Annotated in this window: 20 protein-coding genes; 15 read left to right on the plus strand and 5 right to left on the minus strand. The window is 49.3% G+C overall.

Features of this window, described 5'->3' with window-relative positions:
* Positions 1–10: 10 nt before the first annotated feature.
* Positions 11–709 carry a transposase gene (locus tag IE079_RS12250; RefSeq protein WP_189576819.1) on the minus strand — a complete coding sequence of 233 codons (699 nt, stop codon included), beginning with the start codon at positions 707–709 and terminating at the stop codon, positions 11–13.
* A gap of 227 nt (positions 710–936) precedes the next feature.
* Between IE079_RS12250 and cysQ the strand changes: the two genes are divergently transcribed.
* The 5 genes from cysQ (at position 937) to IE079_RS12275 (ending at position 4,836) form a co-directional block, all read left to right on the plus strand.
* A complete protein-coding gene (gene cysQ / locus IE079_RS12255) occupies positions 937–1,707 on the plus strand; it encodes a 3'(2'),5'-bisphosphate nucleotidase CysQ (RefSeq protein WP_189576821.1) in 771 nt (256 codons plus the stop codon).
* Between the two features lie 263 nt (positions 1,708–1,970).
* On the plus strand, positions 1,971–3,374 hold the full coding sequence (locus IE079_RS12260) for a fibronectin type III domain-containing protein (protein WP_189576824.1): 1,404 nt from the start codon (positions 1,971–1,973) through the stop codon (positions 3,372–3,374).
* A gap of 185 nt (positions 3,375–3,559) precedes the next feature.
* Entirely contained in the window at positions 3,560–3,904 is a 345-nt protein-coding gene (locus tag IE079_RS12265; protein ID WP_189576826.1) for a hypothetical protein, read from the plus strand.
* Positions 3,901–4,401 carry a hypothetical protein gene (locus IE079_RS12270; protein ID WP_189576828.1) on the plus strand — a complete coding sequence of 167 codons (501 nt, stop codon included), beginning with the start codon at positions 3,901–3,903 and terminating at the stop codon, positions 4,399–4,401. Before IE079_RS12265 ends, IE079_RS12270 begins: the two co-directional genes overlap by 4 nt.
* Positions 4,402–4,554: 153 nt before the next feature.
* Complete coding sequence (locus IE079_RS12275; RefSeq protein ID WP_189576830.1) at positions 4,555–4,836, plus strand: type II toxin-antitoxin system ParD family antitoxin; 282 nt, start codon at positions 4,555–4,557, stop codon at positions 4,834–4,836.
* Positions 4,837–4,859: 23 nt separating this feature from the next.
* Here the strand turns inward: IE079_RS12275 and IE079_RS12280 are convergent, their stop codons facing one another.
* From IE079_RS12280 to rfaH, 3 genes are all read right to left on the minus strand, one after another.
* Positions 4,860–5,192 (minus strand): hypothetical protein, encoded by a 333-nt coding sequence (locus IE079_RS12280; RefSeq protein WP_189576832.1) that lies wholly within the window; start codon positions 5,190–5,192, stop codon positions 4,860–4,862.
* Positions 5,179–5,724, minus strand: coding sequence for a hypothetical protein (locus IE079_RS12285; RefSeq protein WP_189576835.1), 546 nt, complete (start codon positions 5,722–5,724; stop codon positions 5,179–5,181). Before IE079_RS12285 ends, IE079_RS12280 begins: the two co-directional genes overlap by 14 nt.
* A gap of 82 nt (positions 5,725–5,806) precedes the next feature.
* On the minus strand, positions 5,807–6,280 hold the full coding sequence (gene rfaH / locus IE079_RS12290; RefSeq protein WP_189576836.1) for a transcription/translation regulatory transformer protein RfaH: 474 nt from the start codon (positions 6,278–6,280) through the stop codon (positions 5,807–5,809).
* 455 nt (positions 6,281–6,735) lie between these two features.
* Between rfaH and IE079_RS12295 the strand changes: the two genes are divergently transcribed.
* Positions 6,736–6,918: a hypothetical protein gene (locus IE079_RS12295; RefSeq protein ID WP_189576837.1), complete on the plus strand. Its 183-nt coding sequence runs from the start codon at positions 6,736–6,738 to the stop codon at positions 6,916–6,918.
* A 161-nt stretch (positions 6,919–7,079) separates the two neighbouring features.
* On the opposite strand, the gene IE079_RS12300 is transcribed toward IE079_RS12295, so the two are convergent.
* Positions 7,080–7,313: a transcription termination/antitermination NusG family protein gene (locus IE079_RS12300; protein ID WP_189576838.1), complete on the minus strand. Its 234-nt coding sequence runs from the start codon at positions 7,311–7,313 to the stop codon at positions 7,080–7,082.
* A 405-nt stretch (positions 7,314–7,718) separates the two neighbouring features.
* On the opposite strand from IE079_RS12300, the gene wecB reads away from it, so the two are divergent.
* The 9 genes from wecB to gmd all read left to right on the plus strand — a co-directional run bounded on the left by wecB (position 7,719) and on the right by gmd (position 22,221).
* Positions 7,719–8,846, plus strand: coding sequence for a non-hydrolyzing UDP-N-acetylglucosamine 2-epimerase (wecB, locus tag IE079_RS12305; RefSeq protein ID WP_189576839.1), 1,128 nt, complete (start codon positions 7,719–7,721; stop codon positions 8,844–8,846).
* A 28-nt stretch (positions 8,847–8,874) separates the two neighbouring features.
* Positions 8,875–10,149: a UDP-N-acetyl-D-mannosamine dehydrogenase gene (wecC, locus tag IE079_RS12310; protein WP_189576840.1), complete on the plus strand. Its 1,275-nt coding sequence runs from the start codon at positions 8,875–8,877 to the stop codon at positions 10,147–10,149.
* 74 nt (positions 10,150–10,223) lie between these two features.
* The gene (locus tag IE079_RS12315) at positions 10,224–13,778 is read left to right on the plus strand and encodes a hypothetical protein (RefSeq protein WP_189576841.1); all 3,555 of its coding nucleotides are present in this window, start codon (positions 10,224–10,226) and stop codon (positions 13,776–13,778) included.
* Positions 13,768–14,724, plus strand: a complete 957-nt coding sequence (locus tag IE079_RS12320) for a sulfotransferase family protein (RefSeq protein ID WP_189576842.1) — start codon at positions 13,768–13,770, stop codon at positions 14,722–14,724. The genes IE079_RS12315 and IE079_RS12320 overlap by 11 nt, the downstream gene beginning before the upstream one ends.
* Positions 14,725–14,726: 2 nt before the next feature.
* Positions 14,727–17,210 carry a hypothetical protein gene (locus IE079_RS12325; protein ID WP_189576843.1) on the plus strand — a complete coding sequence of 828 codons (2,484 nt, stop codon included), beginning with the start codon at positions 14,727–14,729 and terminating at the stop codon, positions 17,208–17,210.
* A 1-nt stretch (position 17,211) separates the two neighbouring features.
* Positions 17,212–18,666 carry a hypothetical protein gene (locus IE079_RS12330; protein ID WP_189576845.1) on the plus strand — a complete coding sequence of 485 codons (1,455 nt, stop codon included), beginning with the start codon at positions 17,212–17,214 and terminating at the stop codon, positions 18,664–18,666.
* A gap of 543 nt (positions 18,667–19,209) precedes the next feature.
* On the plus strand, positions 19,210–19,941 hold the full coding sequence (locus tag IE079_RS12335; protein ID WP_189576847.1) for a sulfotransferase family 2 domain-containing protein: 732 nt from the start codon (positions 19,210–19,212) through the stop codon (positions 19,939–19,941).
* A 111-nt stretch (positions 19,942–20,052) separates the two neighbouring features.
* Complete coding sequence (locus tag IE079_RS12340; RefSeq protein WP_189576849.1) at positions 20,053–21,045, plus strand: O-fucosyltransferase family protein; 993 nt, start codon at positions 20,053–20,055, stop codon at positions 21,043–21,045.
* Positions 21,046–21,105: 60 nt separating this feature from the next.
* A complete protein-coding gene (gene gmd / locus IE079_RS12345; RefSeq protein ID WP_189576851.1) occupies positions 21,106–22,221 on the plus strand; it encodes a GDP-mannose 4,6-dehydratase in 1,116 nt (371 codons plus the stop codon).
* Positions 22,222–22,226 lie beyond the last annotated feature (5 nt).

The following is a 22,226-nucleotide window of genomic DNA, read 5'->3' on the forward strand; positions in this document are numbered from 1 at the left end:
GAAATTGGGGTCAGACCCCATTTTTGTCCTTCGGTGGCCGGCCACGGCGGCGGGGTCGCTGGGGAAGGCCGTACTGCTGCTCGAGGCGTTTGCGGAAGGCCTCGGAACCCAGAGCGTAGCCGGTTTTCATGCACTGGCGTACTTCCTGGAGTTCCCCCTCTGCGGGTGTCTGTTCAAACAACTGGTGATAGGCCCTGATGCGTTCGGCAGGGGTAGGGCCCAGCCGCAGATACTCCTCGTGGGGTGTGTGCAGCGCCGAGTCCCGACCGCGACCATGGCACTGGAAACTGGACCACACATACTGCTCCGGCAAGCGGACCATCCCCGCCCGCACCGGGTTGAGTTCAATATATCGCTGGCAGGACAGCAGGTAACGTTCCGATTCCACCATGAAGGATTTAAATCGCCCCTCCCAAAGCCCGCCGGTACGTTCGTGGCGGTGGTTGAAATACCGAACATAGCGACGGCCAACAGACTGCATCATGCGTGACAGGGCCGGCTCCGCAAGTGGGGTGCAAAGAAGGTGGATGTGATTCGTCATCAGCACCCAGGCGTGAACAAGCACCTGGTGCTCTTCGGCGTATTCAGCCAGCAGACGAGAGTAAAAGCCCTTGTCCAGCTCATCAAAAAAGCAGAACTGACGGTTCACCCCACGCTGAATCACATGCTGGGGTACACCGGCGGGACAAAAGCGCGGCGCTCGGGGCATGTTGGTCTCCTTCCCTGAAAATGGGGTCAGACCCCAATTTCCTGTTCTCCATGAAGTCCCGAACCTAGCCAAAACGGTAAGTACCGTCAAGGCTTGAAATTGGGGTCTGACCCCAATTCAGGGACCGGGACAAATTCGGGGCACGAAGTGGTATCGTTGTCGGTGTGGCAGTGGGAACCCCGTCAAAAACGGGGTCTGACCCCAATTTCAGTTAATCAGGAAGCGCAATGAACTACGAATCGTTACTGGACAAACTCCTCGAAATCGCCGACAGCGCCAGCGAAAAAGTCATGGCAATCTACCAGACCGATTTCCAGGTGGAGACCAAGGAAGACAACAGCCCCATCACCGAGGCTGATATCGCCAGTCATCACGCCATCGTGGATGGCCTCAAGGCGTTGACGCCCGACATTCCGATCCTCTCCGAGGAATCCGCCAACGCCCCCTGGGAAGAGCGTAAAAGCTGGGACCGCTTCTGGCTGGTGGATCCCATCGATGGCACCAAGGAGTTCACCAACCGCACCGGTGAGTTCACCGTCAACATCGCGCTTATTGAAAACGGCGAACCGGTGATGGGTGTGGTGACAGCCCCGGCGCTGAATGAAGCCTACTGGGGCATTAAGGGGCAGGGCGCCTGGAAGCGGGAGGCCGACGGCAGCACCCGCAAGCTCCAGGTGGTCAATCCGCCTGAGGCCATACGCGCGGTGGCCAGCAAGAGCCACCTGAACCAGGAAACCAGTAACTTTATCAATCAGCTGGGCAACCATGAACTGGTGCAGGCCGGCAGCAGCCTCAAGTTCTGCCGCATTGCCGAAGGTGAAGCCGACATCTACCCACGTCTGGGCCCCACCTGCGAATGGGATACAGGTGCCGCCCACGCGGTTCTGGTTGCAGCCGGGGGCAAGGTCACCCAGCTGGATGGCACGCCGCTGGCCTACGGCAAGGAAGACGTGCTGAACCCGAATTTTGTCGCGTCCGGCGCCTGGTACAACGGCTGATGTAGAACCGAGCCCCCCAGCCGCGCAATCGGGGCAGTGAAGCCCGAAATTGGGGTCAGACCCCAATTTCGAGGCAAGGGGCGGGAGAGCTTGGCCAGGCCTACGGTCTGTAAAACCCTGTAACCCTATTTTTCGTTTAATTACATGAAATTAAATCGCCAAAAAAATGGCAGATTGGCGATCGTAAACACGAGTTCCATAACAGTTTTAAACAGCCATGGGCCCTAGGATAGAACCTCGCAAATTCGTACCGAGGTGCTCCCATGGTTGTCGCCAAACTCCCCACGCTTTTCCTCATCGCCCTTCTTTCAGCACTGTTGAGTGCCTGCGGTGGTGGCGGAGGCAGTGATAGTGGCAGCTCCCAGTCTGGTTCGAGCAGTTCTAACGATACCAGCGATACCGAAGAGTCCATACAGATTTCCGGTTACGCAATCAAGGGTGTGGTCTCTCAGGGCATTATCACCGCCTGGGGCGTCGAGCCCGATGGCTCCCTCGTCCAGCTGGGCGAGCCTGCGCGCACCAGCGAAACCGGCTTCTATGACCTGAGTTTCTCGACCGACAGCGACCTCATCAAGCTGGAGCTGACCAGCGACGGCAACACCCGTATGCGCTGTGACGCCGTCGATGGCTGCCGGGACTATTCAGGCTCTGATACCGCTGCCTTCGGCGAAGACTTCTGGCCCGGGCCCAACCTGCAGCTGGAAACCATCGTCGCCATCAACGACAAGGTGGAGCAGCCCCAGGGGCACCTGACACCGCTCACCAGCCTGAGCACCACCCTGTTTGAAGTCATGGGCACCACAACTGGCTGGGACGGGTTCCAGCAGGCGCAGCAGGAAGTAGAGGCCAGGTTTGGCCTGCAGCCAGGGGCCGTGGCAGTGACCCCCGTGGACATCACCCGAGAACTGCCAAGCGGCCTGACCGACGCGGAACTGGAGTCCGCACTGGTCAATTCCGCCTTCATGGGGCTGGCGGCGCAATTCCCGATGGAAGGCGTTCAGGGGGCAATCGACAGCTACCGGGACCAGTTGTTGACCACTGGTGAGATTGCCAGCGAAGAAGTCGGTGGCCAGCCAGGCAGCGACAGCATTCGGGAATACGCGGCCATCCACGCCTACACGCTCGCAGACAGCCAGGACCAGGCCATGGCCGACACCCTGTTATCCGCGGCAGATCGCCTGTATGAAATGCCGGATGATACCCAGCAGCCCGCAACAGAGCCGGAAGAAACACCCACCGCCGACAGCGACCAAACAGCACCAGCGCCGGAACCCGAATCAGATTTGCAAACCGATCCCGAACCGGCCCCCGAGCCAGCTCCGGAACCCGAATCAGACCTGCAGACCGATCCCGAGCCGGCTCCCCAGCCAGCGCCGGAAACTGAGCCAACAACCAGCACCGCCACACTCACCTGGCAGGCACCGGGAACCCGCGAGGATGGCACAGGCATGTCCATGGGCGAAATCGACCAGTACATTGTCCGCTACGGCACCCAGCCCGAGATTGCGGATATGACCAACGAAGTGGTCGTCGAAGACGGGCAGACCATGGAGCATGAAATCACAGACCTGGGTGAGGGCACCTGGTACTTCGCCATGCGCACCGTCGACCAGAACGGCCTGCAAAGCAACTGGTCGGAAATCGCCAGTAAGTCGATTACCCGGTAAACCCGGAAATTGGGGTCTGACCCCGATTTTTATAAGCCACCGCTCGATGGATCGAATGCGTTGGGTGGCTATAAGGGTAACCAGGGACCACGCGGGCTGTTCTATGAAATCCATCACGGCAATGCCCCAACAAAAGCGGACAATGGCCGTCCGGACTGATATTTCACTGGCAAGGAGCCACGCTCATGGAATGCCCCTCGATTACCAACCTAACGCTTGGCAAACGCGACGTCGAAACGCTGGAACAGATTCGCAAGAAAATTCGCAACATGGACATGATTTCGATGATCCTGCCTGCCGGGGCCATGATGAATATCTTTATGAAGAACAACACGGTCGGTGCAGCCTACAATATCTCAACTTTTGAGTGGCAGGGCTTCGCCAACGCAATGGCTAATATCCCATCTGTGAAACGCGGGTTTATACAAAGGGCAGCGGGCCTCAGGGCGATGGAAGAGAGCATCACCTATCAGCAAAAACAGTTCTGGAGGGCTGTTTACTATGGGTGTGACGTGGAGGAAGCCTTGTGAGAGGGACCAAAACCATTCTGTCGTTGGCCCTTATGGCCTTCACTGGTACCGCGTTTTCCGACGACGCCTACCATGCCTACTTCATGGACACGTTTGCCGCCTATGGTGAATCGGTAGAACGCTGTCAGGCCCTGCGTGATGACGCAGGTGCACCCCCTCAGGAGCTCGTGGAAGAAATCAAAGGGAAAGACAGTCATCATTTGCGAGTGTTCCTCATATATCATGAGTTTGCCCGCCAGGATGAATGTACTGCTGAGGAAACAGCCGCCATGCTATACGCACTTGGAGCCCTCCCCAAAGTTGACGATGTCCCGCCCGAAACGCGACAAGCCGTAGAGGCTTTGAGTGAAAACATGTTCAGCGGTGAGCGCCTGGAAATGGAGATGCGATATCGCGACCTGCCCTCGGGTTTCAGGGAAAAGCTGGAAGCTGAAAGCTGGTTCCATACCCCCTTCAGTGCCTTCGAGGTGCTTGAAGCGGCGGAGGCGGCTGACTAGGCCGATAACCCAGGTAGAATTGAGCGAACCGCAAGTTCTTTGACCCCGATTTTCTCGTCCTCTGCTTGTTCTCTGGATCGCGCAGCGGCAGGCTTTCAATATTGACAAAAATTGGCAATAATTGGCATGCAGGTAACGCAAAGTGAGGTGCCCATGGCCACAATGAATGTATCGCTGCCGGAACCAATGAAGGACTGGGTTGAGTCCCAGACCAGAACAGGCCGGTATGCCAACACCAGCGATTATGTGAGAGATCTGATCAGAAAAGACCAGGACCGTGCTGAAAAAATCGCACATATGCAACAACTGGTCAGCGAGGGGCTCGACAGTGGCGAGGGGGCTCGAACGATGGACCAACTGCGTGAAGATGCCCTCACAAATCCTCAGGCCGACTCTTCACCACCTGCTGCTTCTGCACGAAAAATTGGGGTCTGACCCCAATGTCGTTATTCGTTAAATCAGATAGCGGTGCTGATTATCCGGGTTTTCCACCTGGATTTTGTTGAGACAAGACATCCGTAACCACGGAGCTCACTGGCAGAAACCTTCTTTTTTGTCGACTTGAGCACTTTTTTAAGCCAACCCTTGGCCAGCGTGCCGCTTCCTCCAAGCAGGTCCTTGGCCAGTTTCCGCATGTTCTCGTTACATGAGGCGTTTGCCTCGATCATCTGTTCAACGACGGCAACCGTTTCCTCGTTGAATCCGCTCTTGTAGTTTCGAACGGCCTGGTCTTCACCAATAACGGCGAAAATCATCTCAAGCAGATAGTCCTTTTCATTAGCGCTCAGCATTTAATCCTCCATTGATCAGTGACGTGAACTCTTCCCTGGTAGCCCCAAGGGCATGCACCATCAGAATGTGGTCATCAAAATCTGTTTTGACGACATACCCGAGACACGCGCCATTACCGCAAATGGTATAGGCCGTGAACTCCCCAGTCGTCTCCTGATTCGGCTTGCGATCCCCGTAGGTGTGGCGAATCTCGCTGGCTGAATTTTCGAAAAGCCTGGCGTCCTCTGGCTCCAGTGATTCCAGTGGCCTAAGGCCAAAAAGGAATGCCGGATAATCTGTCATGGAAACATTATCAGAAAGGCCCTCCGAGGCATTCGAGATAACCCGTCCGGACACGAGGTAACCATCGCCGGTTTTCAGCGACAGCTCTTCAGTCGAAAAGATCGTGGCGTCAGACAGGGCTGACAGCGGTACAGCCAGTGAGAACTCACTGCTATAAGAGAGCTTCAGGTGATCGCTGCTGGCGCACCCCTGAATGAGAAATACCGTGGCAGCAAGAAACACTATGCGGACTGGAATGCCAAGTTTCACCACTGAGAACTCCTTTTCAGTTGTCTTATTCCCTTGGGACCGTCAAATTACCGCATCGGCCACTGGAAAGAATATATGCAGTTCACAAATCCCCAAGCCGAACCTTGACCGCCTGCTGCTTCTGCATAAACGAAATCAGCACAATGGCCCGCTCATCCCCGTCATAGGCCTGGAATATCCCCTCAATGCCCCGGAAGGGCCCGTCCTGAATCTGCACCGCCTCGCCCTTGCGCAGGCCGCCCTGTTCCTCAACCGCCGTCAGGCCATCGTAGATGTACTCGATCACCTCATCGGGAATGGCCGCGGGTTTGCCGCCAAAAGCCACCACCCGCAACACCCCACGGGTCGAGCGCAGCTTGCCCCAGAGCGGGTCAGACTCTTCTATATTGATAAACAGATAACCGGGAAACAGCGGCTCCAGGCGCATGGTGCGCTTGCCGGCGCGGATGTGCTCCACCGTCACCTTGGGATAAAAGCAGCGGGCGTCCTGGTTCTGCAGGTTGGCCTGTGCCCGGTCCCCCTGGGCGGGTTTGTGTTGGATGGCGTACCAGGGCATTGGGATGGTCCTTGCGATCGTTTGTATAGAGCAATAGGCAGAAATTGGGGTCAGACCCCAATTTTTTGCCAGAGGGTGCGTCACCAGTAAAACCAATGCAAGGCCGGTCACGGCTTTCTGGCCAACTGCTCACCGAACTGGCGAAAATCCTGGGCTAAGGTTATCATCGCCAAGGTCAAATGTGATTGTGTACAGGTGACCGAAGCATGCGATTAACCACCAGAGAGATCATTGCTATTAAAGCAGCAGTTCAATCTGTCTTTGGAGAGGACGCGGAGGTTTCGCTGTTCGGTTCGCGTGTCGATGACAGGGCGCGAGGCGGGGATATCGATCTTCTGGTGTAGTGGCCTAAAACACTTGACCACTACACACAATCTTATTGGTTAACGCCGGGCGATCGAAAGCGTTTCAACCTATGAAGCGCCATGTTCGGCTACTGGAGGAGCGTTTTAGCGATGAAATCAGACAAATCTTCGGAATCCACACAACCGCTCTCACCGCAAATGAAGCAGGCTACCTTGTTGGCTTCCGAACAGCTGACGAGATCAGAAATCGACTTGCTAAGGCAGAAAAAGAAACGCATCTCCGCCTCTTATCAAAAGGTTGTTGAGGAGCGTATCAAGCAGCGCATCGCCTGAGCACTAGTTGCACCGCAAATAGCAGGGTTACAGACCCTTGGGCTTCGCATCCTGCTCACCGTGGAAGGCCAGCCAACACGAACACGTGAAAGTGTTCCACTACCTGGCCCGCAACGCTTGCTCGGCGATTGCTATATCCGGTAACGACTTGCTCCTGAAGATCACCCACCCAACACCCCACGGGTAGACCGCAGCTTGCCCCACAGCGGGTCAGATTCTTCTATATTGATAAACAGATAACCGGGAAACAGCGGCTCGAGGCGCCTGGTGCGCTTGCCGGCGCGGATGTGCTCCACCGTCACCTTGGGGTAAAAGCAGCGGGCGTCCTGGTTCTGCAGGTTGGCCAGTGCCCGGTCCCCTTGGGCGGGTTTGTGTTGGATGGCGTACCAGGGCATGGGAACCTTCCTTGTGCGTTTAACGTCAGCATAACCAGAAGGGGCCCGTCAGTGAATCGCAGGGCCACGAAAGGGCGCAAAGGGTACATTCCAATACATAAAAAACAAATGCAATTCCGAACCATTGGCAACACTTAACCAAAAGACACACAGAAAGTCCGTCTTTGGACCTAAGGGCCCTTGCCGTGAACATTTGATGACGTAGAATTGCATCACATTTTCCGGGCCCAGTCCGTCGGGCCGATCTTCGTTTTCAACCCCGCCAGTTTGACACGAATATCTGCGCGCCGCGTCCCGGTTTGACAGCACGGACTATTGCCAGAAAGCACTGTTGACGGGTCGGTGGGGCGGTAGCGTGTTTGTCTGTGCAGAATTCGACATACATTCAGGTTGCAGGAACGGTTAATGAAAACGCTATGTGTTTTTGGTACCCGGCCAGAGGCCATCAAAATGGCGCCCCTGGTCAAGGCGCTGGGCGAGGACCAGCGCTTCGAATCACGCGTATGCGTCACGGGCCAGCACCGTGAGATGCTGGACCAGGTACTGGACCTTTTCCAGATAATTCCCGACCATGACCTGAACATCATGAAGCCCGGCCAGGATCTCACCGATGTAACCTGCGCCATCCTGCAGGGCCTGAGAGAGGTGCTGGCACAAGAAAAGCCCGACATTGTTCTGGTCCATGGCGATACAGCAACCACCCTGGCAACCTCCCTGGCAGCCTATTACCAGCAGATCCCGGTAGGGCACGTAGAAGCAGGCCTGCGCACGGGCAACCTGTATTCCCCCTGGCCGGAAGAAGCCAACCGCAAGCTCACCGGCAGCCTGGCCGCTTTGCACTTTGCGCCGACAGAGACCTCCAAAGCCAACCTGGTCAAAGAGAGCATTGCGGATGCGGGCATTGTGGTGACGGGCAATACCGTTATTGATGCCCTGTTGGACGTGGTGCAAAAGCTGGACCGCGACCAGGAACTGCAGCAGTCCCTGACGTCCCGTTTTCCGTTTCTGCGTGAAGATGCCAAAATGGTCCTCATTACCGGCCACCGTCGGGAAAGCTTCGGCGGCGGGTTTGAGCGCATCTGCGAAGCCATCGCCAGAGTCGCTGCGGACAACCCGGGCGTGGACCTGCTCTACCCGGTACACCTGAACCCCAACGTGAGAGAGCCGGTGCACCGCCTGCTCGACTCCCTGGATAACGTGCACCTGGTCGAGCCCACCGACTACCTGCCGTTTGTCTACCTGATGAACCGGGCTTCGGTTATCCTGACGGACTCCGGTGGCATCCAGGAAGAGGCCCCTTCCCTGGGTAAGCCGGTACTGGTGATGCGTGAGACCACCGAGCGCCCGGAAGCCGTTGAAGCCGGCACTGTAAAACTGGTGGGTACCCGGGTAGACACTATTGTTAATGAATTGTCCCTGCTGCTGAATAACGATGCCGCCTACAAGGCCATGAGCTTTGCCCACAACCCTTATGGGGATGGCAAGGCCTGCAGCCGCATTCTCGATGCCCTCGAAACCTATAACGCTAACTGAACAATAAACCGCTGGACTGAAAGCCCTTATGGAATTCAACACCATTTCTATGATCGGCCTGGGTTACATTGGCCTGCCGACCGCCGCCGTTATTGCCTCCCGCCGCAAGAACGTCATCGGCGTGGATATCAACCAACACGCCGTGGACACCATTAACCGGGGTGATATCCACATTGTTGAGCCGGAGCTGGATATCATCGTTCACTCCGCAGTCAAGGAAGGCTACCTGCGGGCAACCACGACTCCGGAACCGGCCGATGCCTTCCTGATTGCGGTACCGACGCCTTTCAAGGCCGAGAATGGCAATGACCACGTACCGGATCTGACCTACATAGAATCAGCCAGCAAGGCCATCGCCCCGGTGCTGGAAAAGGGCAACCTGGTGATCCTCGAGTCCACCTCACCGGTCGGCGCTACCGAACAGATGGCAAAATGGTTGGCCGAAGCCCGGCCGGACCTGACCTTCCCCCAGACCCAAGGCGAAGAATCCGACATCCGCATCGCCCACTGCCCGGAGCGGGTCCTGCCCGGCCACGTGGTGCGGGAACTGGTGGAGAACGACCGCGTAATCGGTGGTATGACACCCCGGTGTTCAGAGGTGGCCGCATCGCTTTATCGCTTTTTTGTGGATGGGGAGTGCATCACCACCACCGCCCGTACCGCCGAAATGGCCAAGTTGACAGAAAACAGCTTCCGCGATGTGAACATTGCCTTTGCCAACGAGCTGTCCATTATCTGCGATAAGATTGATATCAGCGTGTGGGAGCTGATCCGGCTGGCCAACCGCCACCCTCGAGTAAACATCCTGCAGCCGGGGCCCGGCGTCGGCGGACACTGTATTGCCGTGGACCCCTGGTTTATCGTCAGCGAAACACCGGAGGAGGCAAGGCTGATCCGCACCGCGCGGGAAGTGAATGACGGCAAGCCGGAGTGGGTGCTGGAGAAGGTTCAGCAAGAAGTCGGCAAGTTCCTGACGGCACACCCGGACAAAACCGCCAGAGACGTCACCATTGCCTGCTTCGGCCTGGCATTCAAGCCGGATATTGATGATTTGCGGGAAAGCCCGGCGCTGAAGATCGTTGAGCGACTAGCATCGATTCATCCGGGCAATTTGGCAATTGTCGAGCCAAACATTGAAGTTTTGCCGGAAAAATTAAGGTCAAATGCAGAACTTCGATCTGCATCAACAGCCATTGCTCAAGCAGATATACTATTGTTGTTAGTGGACCACAGAGAATTTAAGAAACTCTCTATTAGAGATACAGGCCCTAGATTAATCGTCGATACGCGGGGTATTTGGTGATTCGCTAAATTTCAGCCACAAAAATTCTATTCTAAATATATCAACTCGTTAAACTGCAAGGAATAAGCTTTGCTATGGGTGTCTTTGATGAAGATAAGTCAGACTTTGATGTTGCTGGCTACTGGGAACAGCGATATAAATCTGGCCGCAATAGTGGGTCGGGCTCCTATGGCCGTTTAGCGAAATTCAAAGCCGACTACATTAATGGCCTAATCGATAGGTTCTCAATAAAAAATGTAGTAGAGCTGGGTTGTGGTGACGGTAACCAGCTATCAATAATAGACTATCCGAGCTATGTCGGTCTGGATATTAGTAAAACTATCGTAGATTCATGTAATGAAAAATTCGAAGAAGACAAGTCTAAAGAATTTTTTTTATACGATCCTGAAAGTTACGATGTTGAGTATTTTAGGCGTGAGTTAGCAATTTCGTTAGACGTGATTTACCATTTGTCCAATGACGAAATATATTTCGCTTACCTAAACCATCTTTTTCAATCTGCTAGCCGTTTTGTTGTTATTTACAGTAATTCTCAGTCCTTGTATCGCAGTGGAGTGAATGAAGGAGCTCAATATATCCGTTTTAGAGACTTTAATGACGATGTTGAGCGACTTTTTCCTGACTGGAAATTGATTGAAGTGGAACCGAATTTTTATCCATATAATCCGTCACTTCCTGATGAAACGTCGATTGCCGATTTTTATGTCTACGCTTTAAAGTTGAGCGAAGGTAAAAAAGCCAGCTGGGAAAAAAGAGATGAGCTATACCTCACGGTTAGGAAGCTGCTAAATAAGGCTAGCGTTTCAGATGAGCAAAGCCAATTAATCTTGGATATTTGCAAAGAAAACCGTGGAGTTTCTAGAAACAACGCAAGCCAAATAATTGAAAGACTTGATGAAATTGAAAGGAAGCAGATTGACCAGTGCTTCGAACGATATGAATGTTTGCTGAAAGATTTTATTACTTTAGAAGGCCAACTGCGACGAGAGCTTGAAAATAAACACCTATTAAATCAGGAGATTCAGGGAAAATCCTCAGAAATCGAGGGTCTTGTTCGGAGCCATATCAGTGAAACAAAAAACCTTGTCAGAAGGCAGGAATCTGAAATTGAGGCTCTCACTCTTAAGTATGAAATAAAAATATCGAACCTTAAATCTGATGTACGGACAGTAGAAACGGAATTAACTCGGCTGCGACACTCTATTCGTTACCAAATTGGCTATCATTTTGCTAGGGCGGGAAAGTCCTGGCGTGGTGCATTTGCGCTTCCTATTGCCTTGTTACGGATCGTCAAACGTAGGGTAATAGAGAAAAGAAAAAAATTAACTGAGGTAAAAGCAGATACAAAGACAGCTAAGCCTCATCTGCCGGCTAGAGCGAGTCAGGAGTCTAATCTTCATGACCAATTTTTCCAATTTATGGCGAAACGAACAGCGAATCAGACCCTGAAAGCACGGGCAATCATTTACGGTGACGTGAGTCCTAACGTGCTGGACGGTTCATCAATCTGGCTCACATCTATTGCCAACATTGTGTCCTCTGACCGCCCGACGATACTGCTTCTTAAAGACAATATAGCTAATCAGAAAGTCGTATTGAACTTGGTTAAAAGTGATAATTTGATTGTTGTTGAGCCGAAGGAAATAGGTTTTGACGCACCGCTTACGCCAGAGCAAGCAGCACAGGCCTTGTCAGTTATGTATTCACACTGCCCTCGAATTACAGCAGTAATTACCAGGGGGGTCGATATTGGGTATGAGGTCCAAAAGCGGAAAGAATTTTCAGGAGTCCTCTATCCTTACCTAACTGATTTTTATGAGGTAACTGAAGATGGTTTGTCGTTGGTGGATTCGAAAGTAAGAAAGTTAAAGGAAGTTGCCTTAAACGCAAAGGCCATTTTATTTCAAACTGACGAAATTCACAGAAAAATCGAAGAAACAGTAGGATATAAAGTTGACGGATGTAAATTGCCGCCTACGATACCAGATGACATTGGACAGTATTCCTTGACAAGTACGGATGATAATACGATTCATATCGGGTATGCCGGAAAAATTCAGCCAAACTGGGGTGTTGAAGAGCTCATAGAGGAAGTCCGCAAGCTTGTTTTACAAGGCTATGAGATCAAGCTGCATATAGCAACTGGCAAAATCCACGAAAGCAAGAACGGGAGCTCTGGGTTTATTGAAAGAGTAAAAGAACTCTTGGGCCAAGAGTTTGTCCGGCTGTATGAGGATCTTCCTAGGAATGAGGCTCTAGCTCTCGTGTCCAAGATGGATTTGGTTTGGTGTTATAGAGATCCGAATTTGGAAGACTCCACTCTTGAGCTGTCTACCAAGTTGGTGGAAACTGCAGCACTTGGCAAACCATGTGTAGCTTATGCATCAAAAATCAACAAGGGTTTTTTAGGATCGGATTACCCGTTCTTAATTGAAAGTTTGGGCGAAGTCTCTGGCATTATTGCCAGCTTTCGCCAACTAAAAAAAGCGGTTAAGAAAGAGTTGGAGGTTTTGTCAAACTACGTGATAGAGAATTACTCTTTCTCGGGGTTAAGGAGTACTGTCGTCGAAAAGCTCGACGAGGATAACGGCGAAGTGTTTTTTGGAAAGAAAATTGTTATTTGCGGCCATGACCTCAAGTTCATCTATCCCTACATCACACACCTTAGGCGGCAGGGAGCTGATGTTGGAATAGATCCATGGGAGTGGGGATCGACCATGAGTCCGAGTGTTAGCCAATATTACGCTTCTTGGGCAGACTACATTTTCTGCGAGTGGGGGCTCGCCAATGCGGTTTGGCACAGCGAGCATAAAAAAGACGGAAAAAAACTCTTTGTAAGAGTCCATGCTCAAGAAGTCCGCAAAAAAGCTGAAAAATTTGGTCACCAAATTACATCCTCAAATGTCGATAAGTTCATTTTTGTTTCTAGCTTTATTAGCGAACAGGCTATAGATCTATTTGGTTGGCCTGAATCTAAGAGTGTTGTTATACCCAATTCCGTCAAGAGTAACCGGTTTTATAAGCCCAGGTCTCCAGTTGAGCCGATTCTAGGTATGGTTGGTATTGTTCCGACAAGCAAACGTCTCGATCGTGCCTTGGACTTGCTTTCTGCCTTGAACCAACGAGGATTGAACGCGAAGTTGTACATTAAGGGAGCCCGCCCTGAAGATCTAACTTTCATGAAAGCTCCCGGTCGAAAAGATGAACTAGAGTATTATAACGAGCTATATAGGCGGATCGAACGGGATCCTTTACTGAATGGTAACGTTTTTTTTGACGGTTGGGGGAATGATGTTGAGCAATGGTATCGAAAGATTCATTTTATTCTTTCTCCGAGTGATAACGAATCGTTTCATTACGCCTTGGCCGATGGTGTGATGGCAGGGGCAATTCCCGTTGTTTGGCCTTGGGTAGGAGCAGAACAGACCTATTGTACATCGTGGTTAGTAAAGGACATTGATGAAGCAACTAGCTATGTTGAGAGATTCTTGCAGGAAGACGAGGAAGTCGTCAATCGCTTTTTGGTCCAAGCAAAGCAACTTATGCATGAAAGGTATTTTCAGGATAAGATATTCTCTACTTTGGATGGGCTTATGAAAATCGAGGAGAGAAAGAATTATGAAGAATAAAGGCGTATTTGCAGTAGTAGGGATGCCATATAGCGGGTCGACCCTGTTGAGCTTTATTGTTGGCTCGAACCCAAAAGTTTATAACGGCGCGGACCTGCATTATCTGAATCCAAGGAAGAGAGGCATGTGCTCTTTACATAAAGAGTCTTGTGATGTATTAACTCAAGAAGCACTTGAGGATATATACTCTTGCTATCATGACTGCGACGAATGGTACGATTCTATTTCTAACGCTGTCGAGCGGCCATATATATTTGACGCAAGTAAGCAGCTTTCGTTCTTTCAGCAAGTGCTGCCTAAAACCAATAAACCAATGGTGGTTATAGCCCTGAGTAAGCACCCCATGAGAGCGATTTCATCAGATCTCTTCAATCGATTGTTCGATCGGCAATTAAAAATCAAGAATTTAAGCGATATCAAACTATATATTAACGAAAATGAGCAAGAGGTTCGTGGTTTTATTGAGAAAAGAATAGATGCAATATTGCAAGATGTGGAGGACAGACGTAATCTTTTAGATGATATTTCAACTAAAAGTAATATTTTAAAGATTATCGATGTGAAGTACGAGGATTATATTGAAGTTCCGGATCAGGTTATTCCTTCGGTAATGGAGCCGTTTGGTTTGGATTATGATGATTCATTCTTAGACTATCGTAAATTTAACCACCACCCAATCACTGGAAATATGGCTCCTATATGGAAGGTCAAGGGAGAAGGGAAGAAAGTGGCCACTGATGGCAAAAATTTCAGAAAAGATTTTTACATGAAAAACGATTCATCAATAGTTGTAGATAATAAATATAAAGAGCTTCTGTCCGAGAGGAATGTTAGGTGGATTGAATCGCTCCCACGCTATCGAAAACTTATCAAAATTCTCGATTACCAACCAATGTTGTCTGAAGGCGTCTGGCAAAAACTCAGGGATTTTCTGGTTAAGGGATGATAGTGTTCTCACGTTTAATTGAAAAACTTCGCAAAGAGCGTACACCGGACCGCACCGGTGTTTTTATTACGAATTCAGTGGAAACAAAACCCGCCCTAGATAGAGAAATAGATGAGTATTCTCGCGTTTACGAAAACAAGGTAGAAAAAATTCTTTCGGGAGCGCAGCTTGCTTGGCTAGACGCTCTTTTCATGCCGGCACCTGGGTTCCCGGAAGTGCCGGTACTTCTTCACAAGGAAGATTTGCTTTTTCCTAATGGGTCTCTAGATGGAGACGTTGTTGCCTTAAGATTGGACCTATTTTTGTCTGAGCCGACCGAATTTTTAGGAATCATAGAAATAGCTGGTTTGGAACTGAAGGTAGCGGCGGCGAATGGAAAGGTGCGGATTGAGTGTGCCGGTCAATCTCTCGTACAGGAGATCCTAACTAAAAATGGCCACTTCTCTTTTTCTGTACTAAAAAACAGCTCGAATGTATTAATCTGGGTAACTGGTAGAAAAAGCTTGGCCCTTAGCTTGAAGCCCAATACTGATCAAAGAGTAGGGGATTTTTTCCTGTGCAGAAAAGCTGGCGTTCTGGGCTTTGTGGGATTTCAGTGTTGGTCTGAGAATGGCAGCATATTTAGGTTTGGGGACGTGTTTGAGGAACCTTCTGAAAGCCTTTTGGTGAAGAGCTCTCCGTTTTGGGTAAGACAGTGGGAAGAGCGCGCTCGAAAACTATGGCATCTATCAATAGCGATTCGAACGTGTGCTGATATTAATCAGCGAAAGGGTGGCGCCGGATCTGTGCTGCTCTCTAAGAATATGTATTCCATGGTTGTCCTGATATTTTTGGCTACAGGATCGTTCCCTTTCTGGCGGCCGGCAGAATCCGAGCATCCTCGCCCAATGAACTGGGAGCGTGGGAATTGGGCAAGTGGCTTTTTGTGCGGAGCGTATGGCATAGCGGTGAGGCTATTAAAAGAGGCCCGACAAACTCATTTAGATCGAACAGCCGTTCTTGGTTCAGCTTTGAATAAGGGAAGCAAATGGTTGGCGACCGAAAGGGCGGTACCCTTAGCTACCTGTGATTTTCCTCCAGTGGCCCATTGGGCAAAAAGGAGCACAAACCATGGCATTGTTATTCTTGCATCTGCGTTGGTCGGCCTTAAAGAGGTTAACTCCGTTTTCCCATCACCGAGTTTGGAAGGGCATATCCAGAAGCTGGATGACGAGTTCTGGTTGCTAATCAATGAATCGTTTAAAGGTGGTCTTTACCTGGAGGGTGTTCGCTACGCGCAGTTCTCGTTACAAGAGGCGGTAGCTTACATCCTCTATGATTACAACTGCACTACGGAGACCTTTCATGACTACATCAAGGAAAGGTGTAGTGAGCTTTTCAGAGCTGCGGACTTTCTTATGTCAGCGACATACCCTGGTTCTGAGGTCCCATTGGTTAGCTGGGGCGACTGCCCGGTTCTCCCTTGGAAGCGATCTGTGCTCAATTTCGTTGATGGCTTAAATAATACAGGTCCAAGTATCAGGAAAAGGGTTTTTAGCGATTATCCAAAATGCACACTTTTCCCGAACATAGCTGATGAGATATTAAAAACCGAACCACTAACGTTACCTACGCAAATGATTGTCGCCTGCTCGGCGAAAAATCGAGATATGAGTTCCAGTTCCGTCTATAGTTTTGGCAACTCGATTGCAAAAATTGAACAGGAGGACTATAAAGGAACTGCTTATGGTTGGCAGCTATATGCTACCGCGACACCGGTCCATTTGACTCATAACAAAGACCACGACACAGGTAATTTTGTATGGGCTGCAGCCGGCAGATTGCTGGTAGGTGAGAGCGCTGGAAGAGGGGCTTTATGCCATAGCGTACCTGGAATAAAGGGCCGGATGTTACTTAGCCGGAGGGATGAATACTCATGCTATGGCGCAATCTCTAATGGAGATCTAGTCGATCGTCACTATAAAGGATCTTTGGACGTTAAGGAGGTTAGTCCCTTCGTAAAAATCATTACTGCTTTGTCTCCTGATGGACTGTTATTTGAGGATGGAGTCGCCCAGTTGAAGTCTTTCAGGCGCGACTGGATTGTTATCGGTGAACATAACCCTCTTCTTTTAGTTGTAACCCGTGCACATGTCCCCAGTGCGAAATGTTATTTGGCGTTCGTTTGCCCTTGGGGCGTCGACGTAGGATTAGAAGGTTGCAATGGACAGCTAGCAAGTGGAGAAGGGGAAATTGAATCGCTTGTTGCACCCACAGCATTTAAAAAGGTAGCGAAGACAGATCACTGCCAAGCCGAAAGGGTTGTGGAAGACTGGGAAGGCCAAGAAAGAATTTTGAGTGTTGTGAAGCTCGATAGCTTTTCAGGTTTCCATTGCCACTACATGAAAGGCATTGATGTTAACACGATCTATGTCGAAGGAAATGGGCGGAACGCCAAGATCCTAATTCCGGATACGGGCGGTATAATGGTAACGGAATCATTCTGAAATGAAGAATCGCGTTAAATCAGCATTCCTTTTAATTAAAAAGTTCGTAGGCGCTTTCGCTTACCGCATAGTTTGGAGGCGCTTTTCCCCATTTGGTGTTCTTTCGGTCACAGTTAAGCATAGGCTACACCTTCCTTATTCAAATTTCCCTTGGGCTAGGTGGAAGGTGTTTGGATACCATGCCGAAATTCATGGCGCTTACTTGTACGTCTCTGAGGATTCTGTCGGTATTAAGTCAAGGGGGACACTCTGTTTTTCTTGGTTTTTTTATAGCAAAGACTTTGAATACACCGTGGTGCCTTGGGAGGTAGATCACCGTGCCGCTAAATTTAAGAAGTCTGCAAACCATTATACTGTGCTTGGGTCTTTGGGATCGAACGTATTGTTTACAAATGAACAAAGTCTTTTTATTTCAGAAAGTCGTTTTCAGGGTAAGTGGACAAAGCTTTGTAACCTCCCATGGAAGCAGAAATATCGTTCTGACCGTAGCCTGTTACTAAACACACCCTCCGGTTGGTTTCTCCGGACTGATGGCGGTGTCGTATGGTCTCTAGATCTAAAAAAATGGGAGGTGGCTTTAGATTTAGGTGCGAGAGGAATGTTTCAACATCTCGATTTCTGGCATGATGTAAAAACAAATATCACTTACGTTTTTACCGGAGAATATACAACCGAGTCGGGCAGGCGTCATGGGGTTTACCGTGGCGCATATCGAGGCGAAGAAAGTTTGGGTTGGGAATGTATTTATGAGTTTCGATCAAGCGAAGAGGCGCCTCAACCTGGCCAAAACATAGCTGCGGCCCGGCACGTTCATGTCGTGGCAGTTGACCATCATAGCGGTCATCTCTTGGTTTCCACCGGGGATGCGGATCATGAATCGGCAATATACATATCTAGAGACCTTGGCCAATCTTTTCAGACATTATTTAGTGGTGATCAAAAATATCGTACGTTGATGTTAGTTTGCACTGATAGGTACATCTATTGGAATATGGATACTCATCTACAGGATCAGTGTGTATTCCGTGTAAGCAAAGAGAATGTTGAGCAGTTATTTAGGTCTGATATCCCGCGTAAATTGGAATTGTCTGATGTTGATGTCGTTGCGCGGCTTCCGTTTGGTGCTCAATGGTATGGAATTAAAGTAAAGGACTGGAAGGGCAAAGAGCAACTTATCATGAGTGCGGGCCCGGAAAGCCAAGTACCCGATACCGGAGAGAAACCGCATCGTGATTGGAACGCTCGTATATTTTGTTTCGATAAATTGGATAGTACAAATCCAGGCGTCAAGGAAATCGCCCTGTTCCCCCCCACGCCTGGGCTAAGAGGCAAGGATCGTATGTACTGTAGAGTGGATCCAAGATGTCAGGATGACCAACAGTTAATCTACTTTATGGGTCATAATTCCATTTATGACGGCTGCGTAACCGCGAGATTCAGAAGGATTGGGAATTGAACGGTAATGATAAAAGGTATAGGTATAGATAAGATATTGATTAGCTCCGCACGATTTTGGTGCTTGGCGTGATTCTTATCCACTTAGAAGTATCGTCTTTTAGCGGCGGCTAGGTAAGCGTAGCAGATTTTTGTTTGTGTTATCTGGTCATTTGATTTGGATTCTTGCCAGAAGAAAGCCTACATTTTTCGCTACAACCGTACCATTCGCTATGACTAGATGCCTCAATACCTCTTCAAAAGCACGATACGGCTTGGGATTATGCCAACTGTCGGCTCTTACACTACAATAACGAACGGACCAATATGGTACTTAGTTGGATCGTCCCTCGGCAGAGTTGGATCACCGCGCCCTGAGGCTTGGTTTTGAACCCCCCATAATAAATGGGGGTGCCGTCTCCAACGGCTGTCCTGTTTTAAATTGTTTTTGGCTCATAGTTAGCCTAAATTAAACAGATGAGATTTTAATGAAGGGGATGTTTCGAGAGTGGGCATAGTGGTAATATATTAAAATTAGATGGCGTTGTTTGTTAACGAGGTTTAGATGCAGAAATTTAAAAAAAAGGTAGCCGTTGTCAAGCGATGGGGTGAGGTTGAGCGAAACACTCATATATCATTAAAGAATAGATATGCTTTCTTTCAGGTCAGTAAAGCTGCTAGCAGCACAGCAAAGTACTACTTGCAGAAGTACGAATTGTCGACAACTCCTTGGCGCCGGAGAGAGCCCATCGTCAACAGTAAGCTGTGTTCTCCGCACCTCTCTCCATTTCAAGTTCCCGAAGACCAGTTGTCTGAGGTGTTCTTTGGTGACAACTTTAAGCGTGTAACTTTTGTTAGAAATCCATATTCTCGCTTGTTATCTTGCTATCTTCACAGGATTAAGGGTGATGAGAATTCGAATAGTGCCAAGCTATTAAAAAATGCTATGAATATTAAAACCACAAAGGAAATTGGTTTCAGTGATTTTGTTAGATTCGTTTGTTCACAGTCACCCAAAGATATGGATTCTCATTGGCGTGTCCAGTATGATGAAACATTAGCAAAGCTCGTATCGTTTGATTTTATAGGAAAACAGGAAACCTTAATGAGCGATATTTCGAGTATGATTGCACTTATTTATGGTGTGCAGCCGGAGTTAAATAATGAGAATGCATCTCCGATGCGTACTGGGGCAAAAGAAAAGCTTAGGATATATTATACGGAGGAATTGCAAATTGCGGTGGCAGAAGCGTATATGAATGACTTTGAATATTTTAACTACAGTTATGATATTTAGGTTTGAGTGCTACGTTCGAGGTTGAGAATCGCTTTTTGATTTTACACTTTTGACTGATTGAAGCTCTGTTGGTATGTGCGCAATTAGCCTGCAGGTGATTAGGGGTAGAATTTGAAAAAATTTATAGTATGTCGCCGAGTAAGCGGTTTTGGAGATATGTTGTCCCAGTTGTGTCATGCGATAGCGCTTTCCAAAACTACTGGCTTGCCTCTCTATGTTGATTGGCGGAATATTTTGTATTCTGACAAGAACTCTCCTCATGAGAACTTTTTTGGAAAGTATGTATATTATCGAGACCCCAGTGTTAAACCGGTGGAGGTGCTGTTTTCGGAGTTTTCAGGCGAAACTGTAGATAGGATTAAGTCGTTTGATTACTGTTCAAATCTGAATAAGGTCCAAGTGCGTGATGTTCTAGAAGGCGATTCGACGGTGAACGACCTGGGCATAGAGGGTGAGTGCCTGTTGATAACTCAGCCGATACCATGTCTTCATAAAGAAGAGCTTTATAAATTATTGCGCGACGTTTACTTTTCATCTGATATGTACTCGGAAGCCAATAGGGTGCTTGACCTCATTGGTGAGAAATTCATTGCTATTCATTATAGGCACGGTAACGGTGAATTTTCAGATTTTAAGTCATACAGTGATCATTTTTCCGAAATAGAGAGTTTGCTTAAAATTTATCAAGCAAACATTGAGGATTTGCATCTTCCTATTTATATATCGACTGATTCCTTAGAGGCTGATTTGATCTTCAAAGAGGTTTTTGGTAGCTCCGCTAGATTATATTTCTCGGAAAAGCTTGCTCCTCCAAATTCCGGCGCTATTCACTACTCTTCATTAGTCAATGGTGAGTCAGGTGGTAATATGTTTGATGTTTTCTTGTCAACGATCACCGATATGCTAGTTATTGCCAACGCTAAGTCAATTTATCGTGATTCTCGGAGTTCATTTTCCAACTATTCATGTGCTCTTGCTAGTCAAGTTGAAGTATTCTCCGAGCATCACTATCCGACCAAAAGAAGAAAAGCCTCAAGGTTGGCCTCTCACAAGATAATCAAAGAGGCGCGTAGGATTGTCGGTAGTAGGAGCGACCGTGGGTGAGGCTACCAATGTGTTGGTTTTCAATAGTATATCTTGTTGGATATTGAGGAGGGGCGATCTGTGAGGAAGGCACTTATTACCGGAGTTACTGGGCAGGACGGATCCTACTTGGCCGAGTTTCTCCTCGAGAAAGGCTATGAAGTACATGGCATTAAGCGTCGGGGCTCCCTCTTTAACACCCAACGAATCGATCATATTTACGAGGATCCGCATGTTGATGACCAACGTTTTGTGCTTCATTATGGTGATCTCTCTGACGCCACCAATTTGATTCGTATTATTCAGGAAGTGCAGCCGGATGAGGTTTATAATCTTGCCGCCCAGTCCCATGTTGCAGTTTCTTTCGAATCACCCGAATATACAGCCGATGTCGACGCCGTTGGCGCGTTACGCTTGTTGGAGGCAATTCGGATTGCTGGATTAGAGAGGAAAACGCGATTTTATCAGGCGTCGAGTTCTGAGTTATACGGCCTAGTTCAGGCGATTCCACAGGATGAGAAAACGCCTTTTTACCCGCGGTCGCCTTATGCTGTTGCTAAGTTGTATGCGTATTGGATTACCGTCAACTATCGAGAGTCATATGGTATGTTTGCCTGTAACGGAATTCTTTTTAATCATGAATCACCTCGTCGAGGCGAGACCTTTGTGACAAGAAAAATAACTAGAGGTCTCGCCAACATTGCACAGGGTTTGGAATGCTGTCTTTACATAGGTAATCTGAACGCTCTCAGAGACTGGGGACACGCTAAGGATTATGTCCGTATGCAGTGGATGATGCTTCAACAAGATACTCCGGAAGATTATGTTATCGCGACGGGCCAGCAATATTCGGTGCGTCAATTCATTGAATGGTCAGCCCACGAATTGGGTATTACATTGAAGTTTGAAGGACAAGGGGTCGAGGAAGTAGCGATTGTAAATACAGTGGAAGGTGATAAAGCCCCCGCGGTCAGCGTGGGAGATGTGGTTATACGAGTTGACTCACGTTACTTTCGCCCCGCAGAAGTGGAGACCTTGCTGGGTGATCCTTCTAAGGCCAACAACGAGCTCGGCTGGGAGCCGGAGATTACCGTACAGGAAATGTGCGCCGAGATGGTAGCTCACGATCTTGATCAGGCTAAACGTCACGCCCTGCTGAAAGCCCATGGGCACCACGTTTCGGTATCGACGGAGTGAGGCTG

The organism is Marinobacter zhanjiangensis, from assembly GCF_014651935.1.
Lineage (GTDB): Bacteria > Pseudomonadota > Gammaproteobacteria > Pseudomonadales > Oleiphilaceae > Marinobacter > Marinobacter zhanjiangensis.

Bases quoted from the DNA above. Each gene is read 5' to 3' on its own strand.
- IE079_RS12250 (WP_189576819.1), bottom strand. From the start codon at position 709: ATGCCCCGAGCGCCGCGCTTTTGTCCCGCCGGTGTACCCCAGCATGTG.
- IE079_RS12275 (WP_189576830.1), top strand. From the start codon at position 4,555: ATGGCCACAATGAATGTATCGCTGCCGGAACCAATGAAGGACTGGGTT.
- IE079_RS12265 (WP_189576826.1), top strand. From the start codon at position 3,560: ATGGAATGCCCCTCGATTACCAACCTAACGCTTGGCAAACGCGACGTC.
- IE079_RS12320 (WP_189576842.1), top strand. From the start codon at position 13,768: ATGAAGAATAAAGGCGTATTTGCAGTAGTAGGGATGCCATATAGCGGG.
- IE079_RS12335 (WP_189576847.1), top strand. From the start codon at position 19,210: ATGCAGAAATTTAAAAAAAAGGTAGCCGTTGTCAAGCGATGGGGTGAG.
- IE079_RS12260 (WP_189576824.1), top strand. From the start codon at position 1,971: ATGGTTGTCGCCAAACTCCCCACGCTTTTCCTCATCGCCCTTCTTTCA.
- rfaH (WP_189576836.1), bottom strand. From the start codon at position 6,280: ATGCCCTGGTACGCCATCCAACACAAACCCGCCCAGGGGGACCGGGCA.
- IE079_RS12300 (WP_189576838.1), bottom strand. From the start codon at position 7,313: ATGCCCTGGTACGCCATCCAACACAAACCCGCCCAAGGGGACCGGGCA.
- IE079_RS12330 (WP_189576845.1), top strand. From the start codon at position 17,212: ATGAAGAATCGCGTTAAATCAGCATTCCTTTTAATTAAAAAGTTCGTA.
- IE079_RS12295 (WP_189576837.1), top strand. From the start codon at position 6,736: ATGAAATCAGACAAATCTTCGGAATCCACACAACCGCTCTCACCGCAA.
- IE079_RS12315 (WP_189576841.1), top strand. From the start codon at position 10,224: ATGGGTGTCTTTGATGAAGATAAGTCAGACTTTGATGTTGCTGGCTAC.
- wecB (WP_189576839.1), top strand. From the start codon at position 7,719: ATGAAAACGCTATGTGTTTTTGGTACCCGGCCAGAGGCCATCAAAATG.
- wecC (WP_189576840.1), top strand. From the start codon at position 8,875: ATGGAATTCAACACCATTTCTATGATCGGCCTGGGTTACATTGGCCTG.
- IE079_RS12280 (WP_189576832.1), bottom strand. From the start codon at position 5,192: ATGCTGAGCGCTAATGAAAAGGACTATCTGCTTGAGATGATTTTCGCC.
- cysQ (WP_189576821.1), top strand. From the start codon at position 937: ATGAACTACGAATCGTTACTGGACAAACTCCTCGAAATCGCCGACAGC.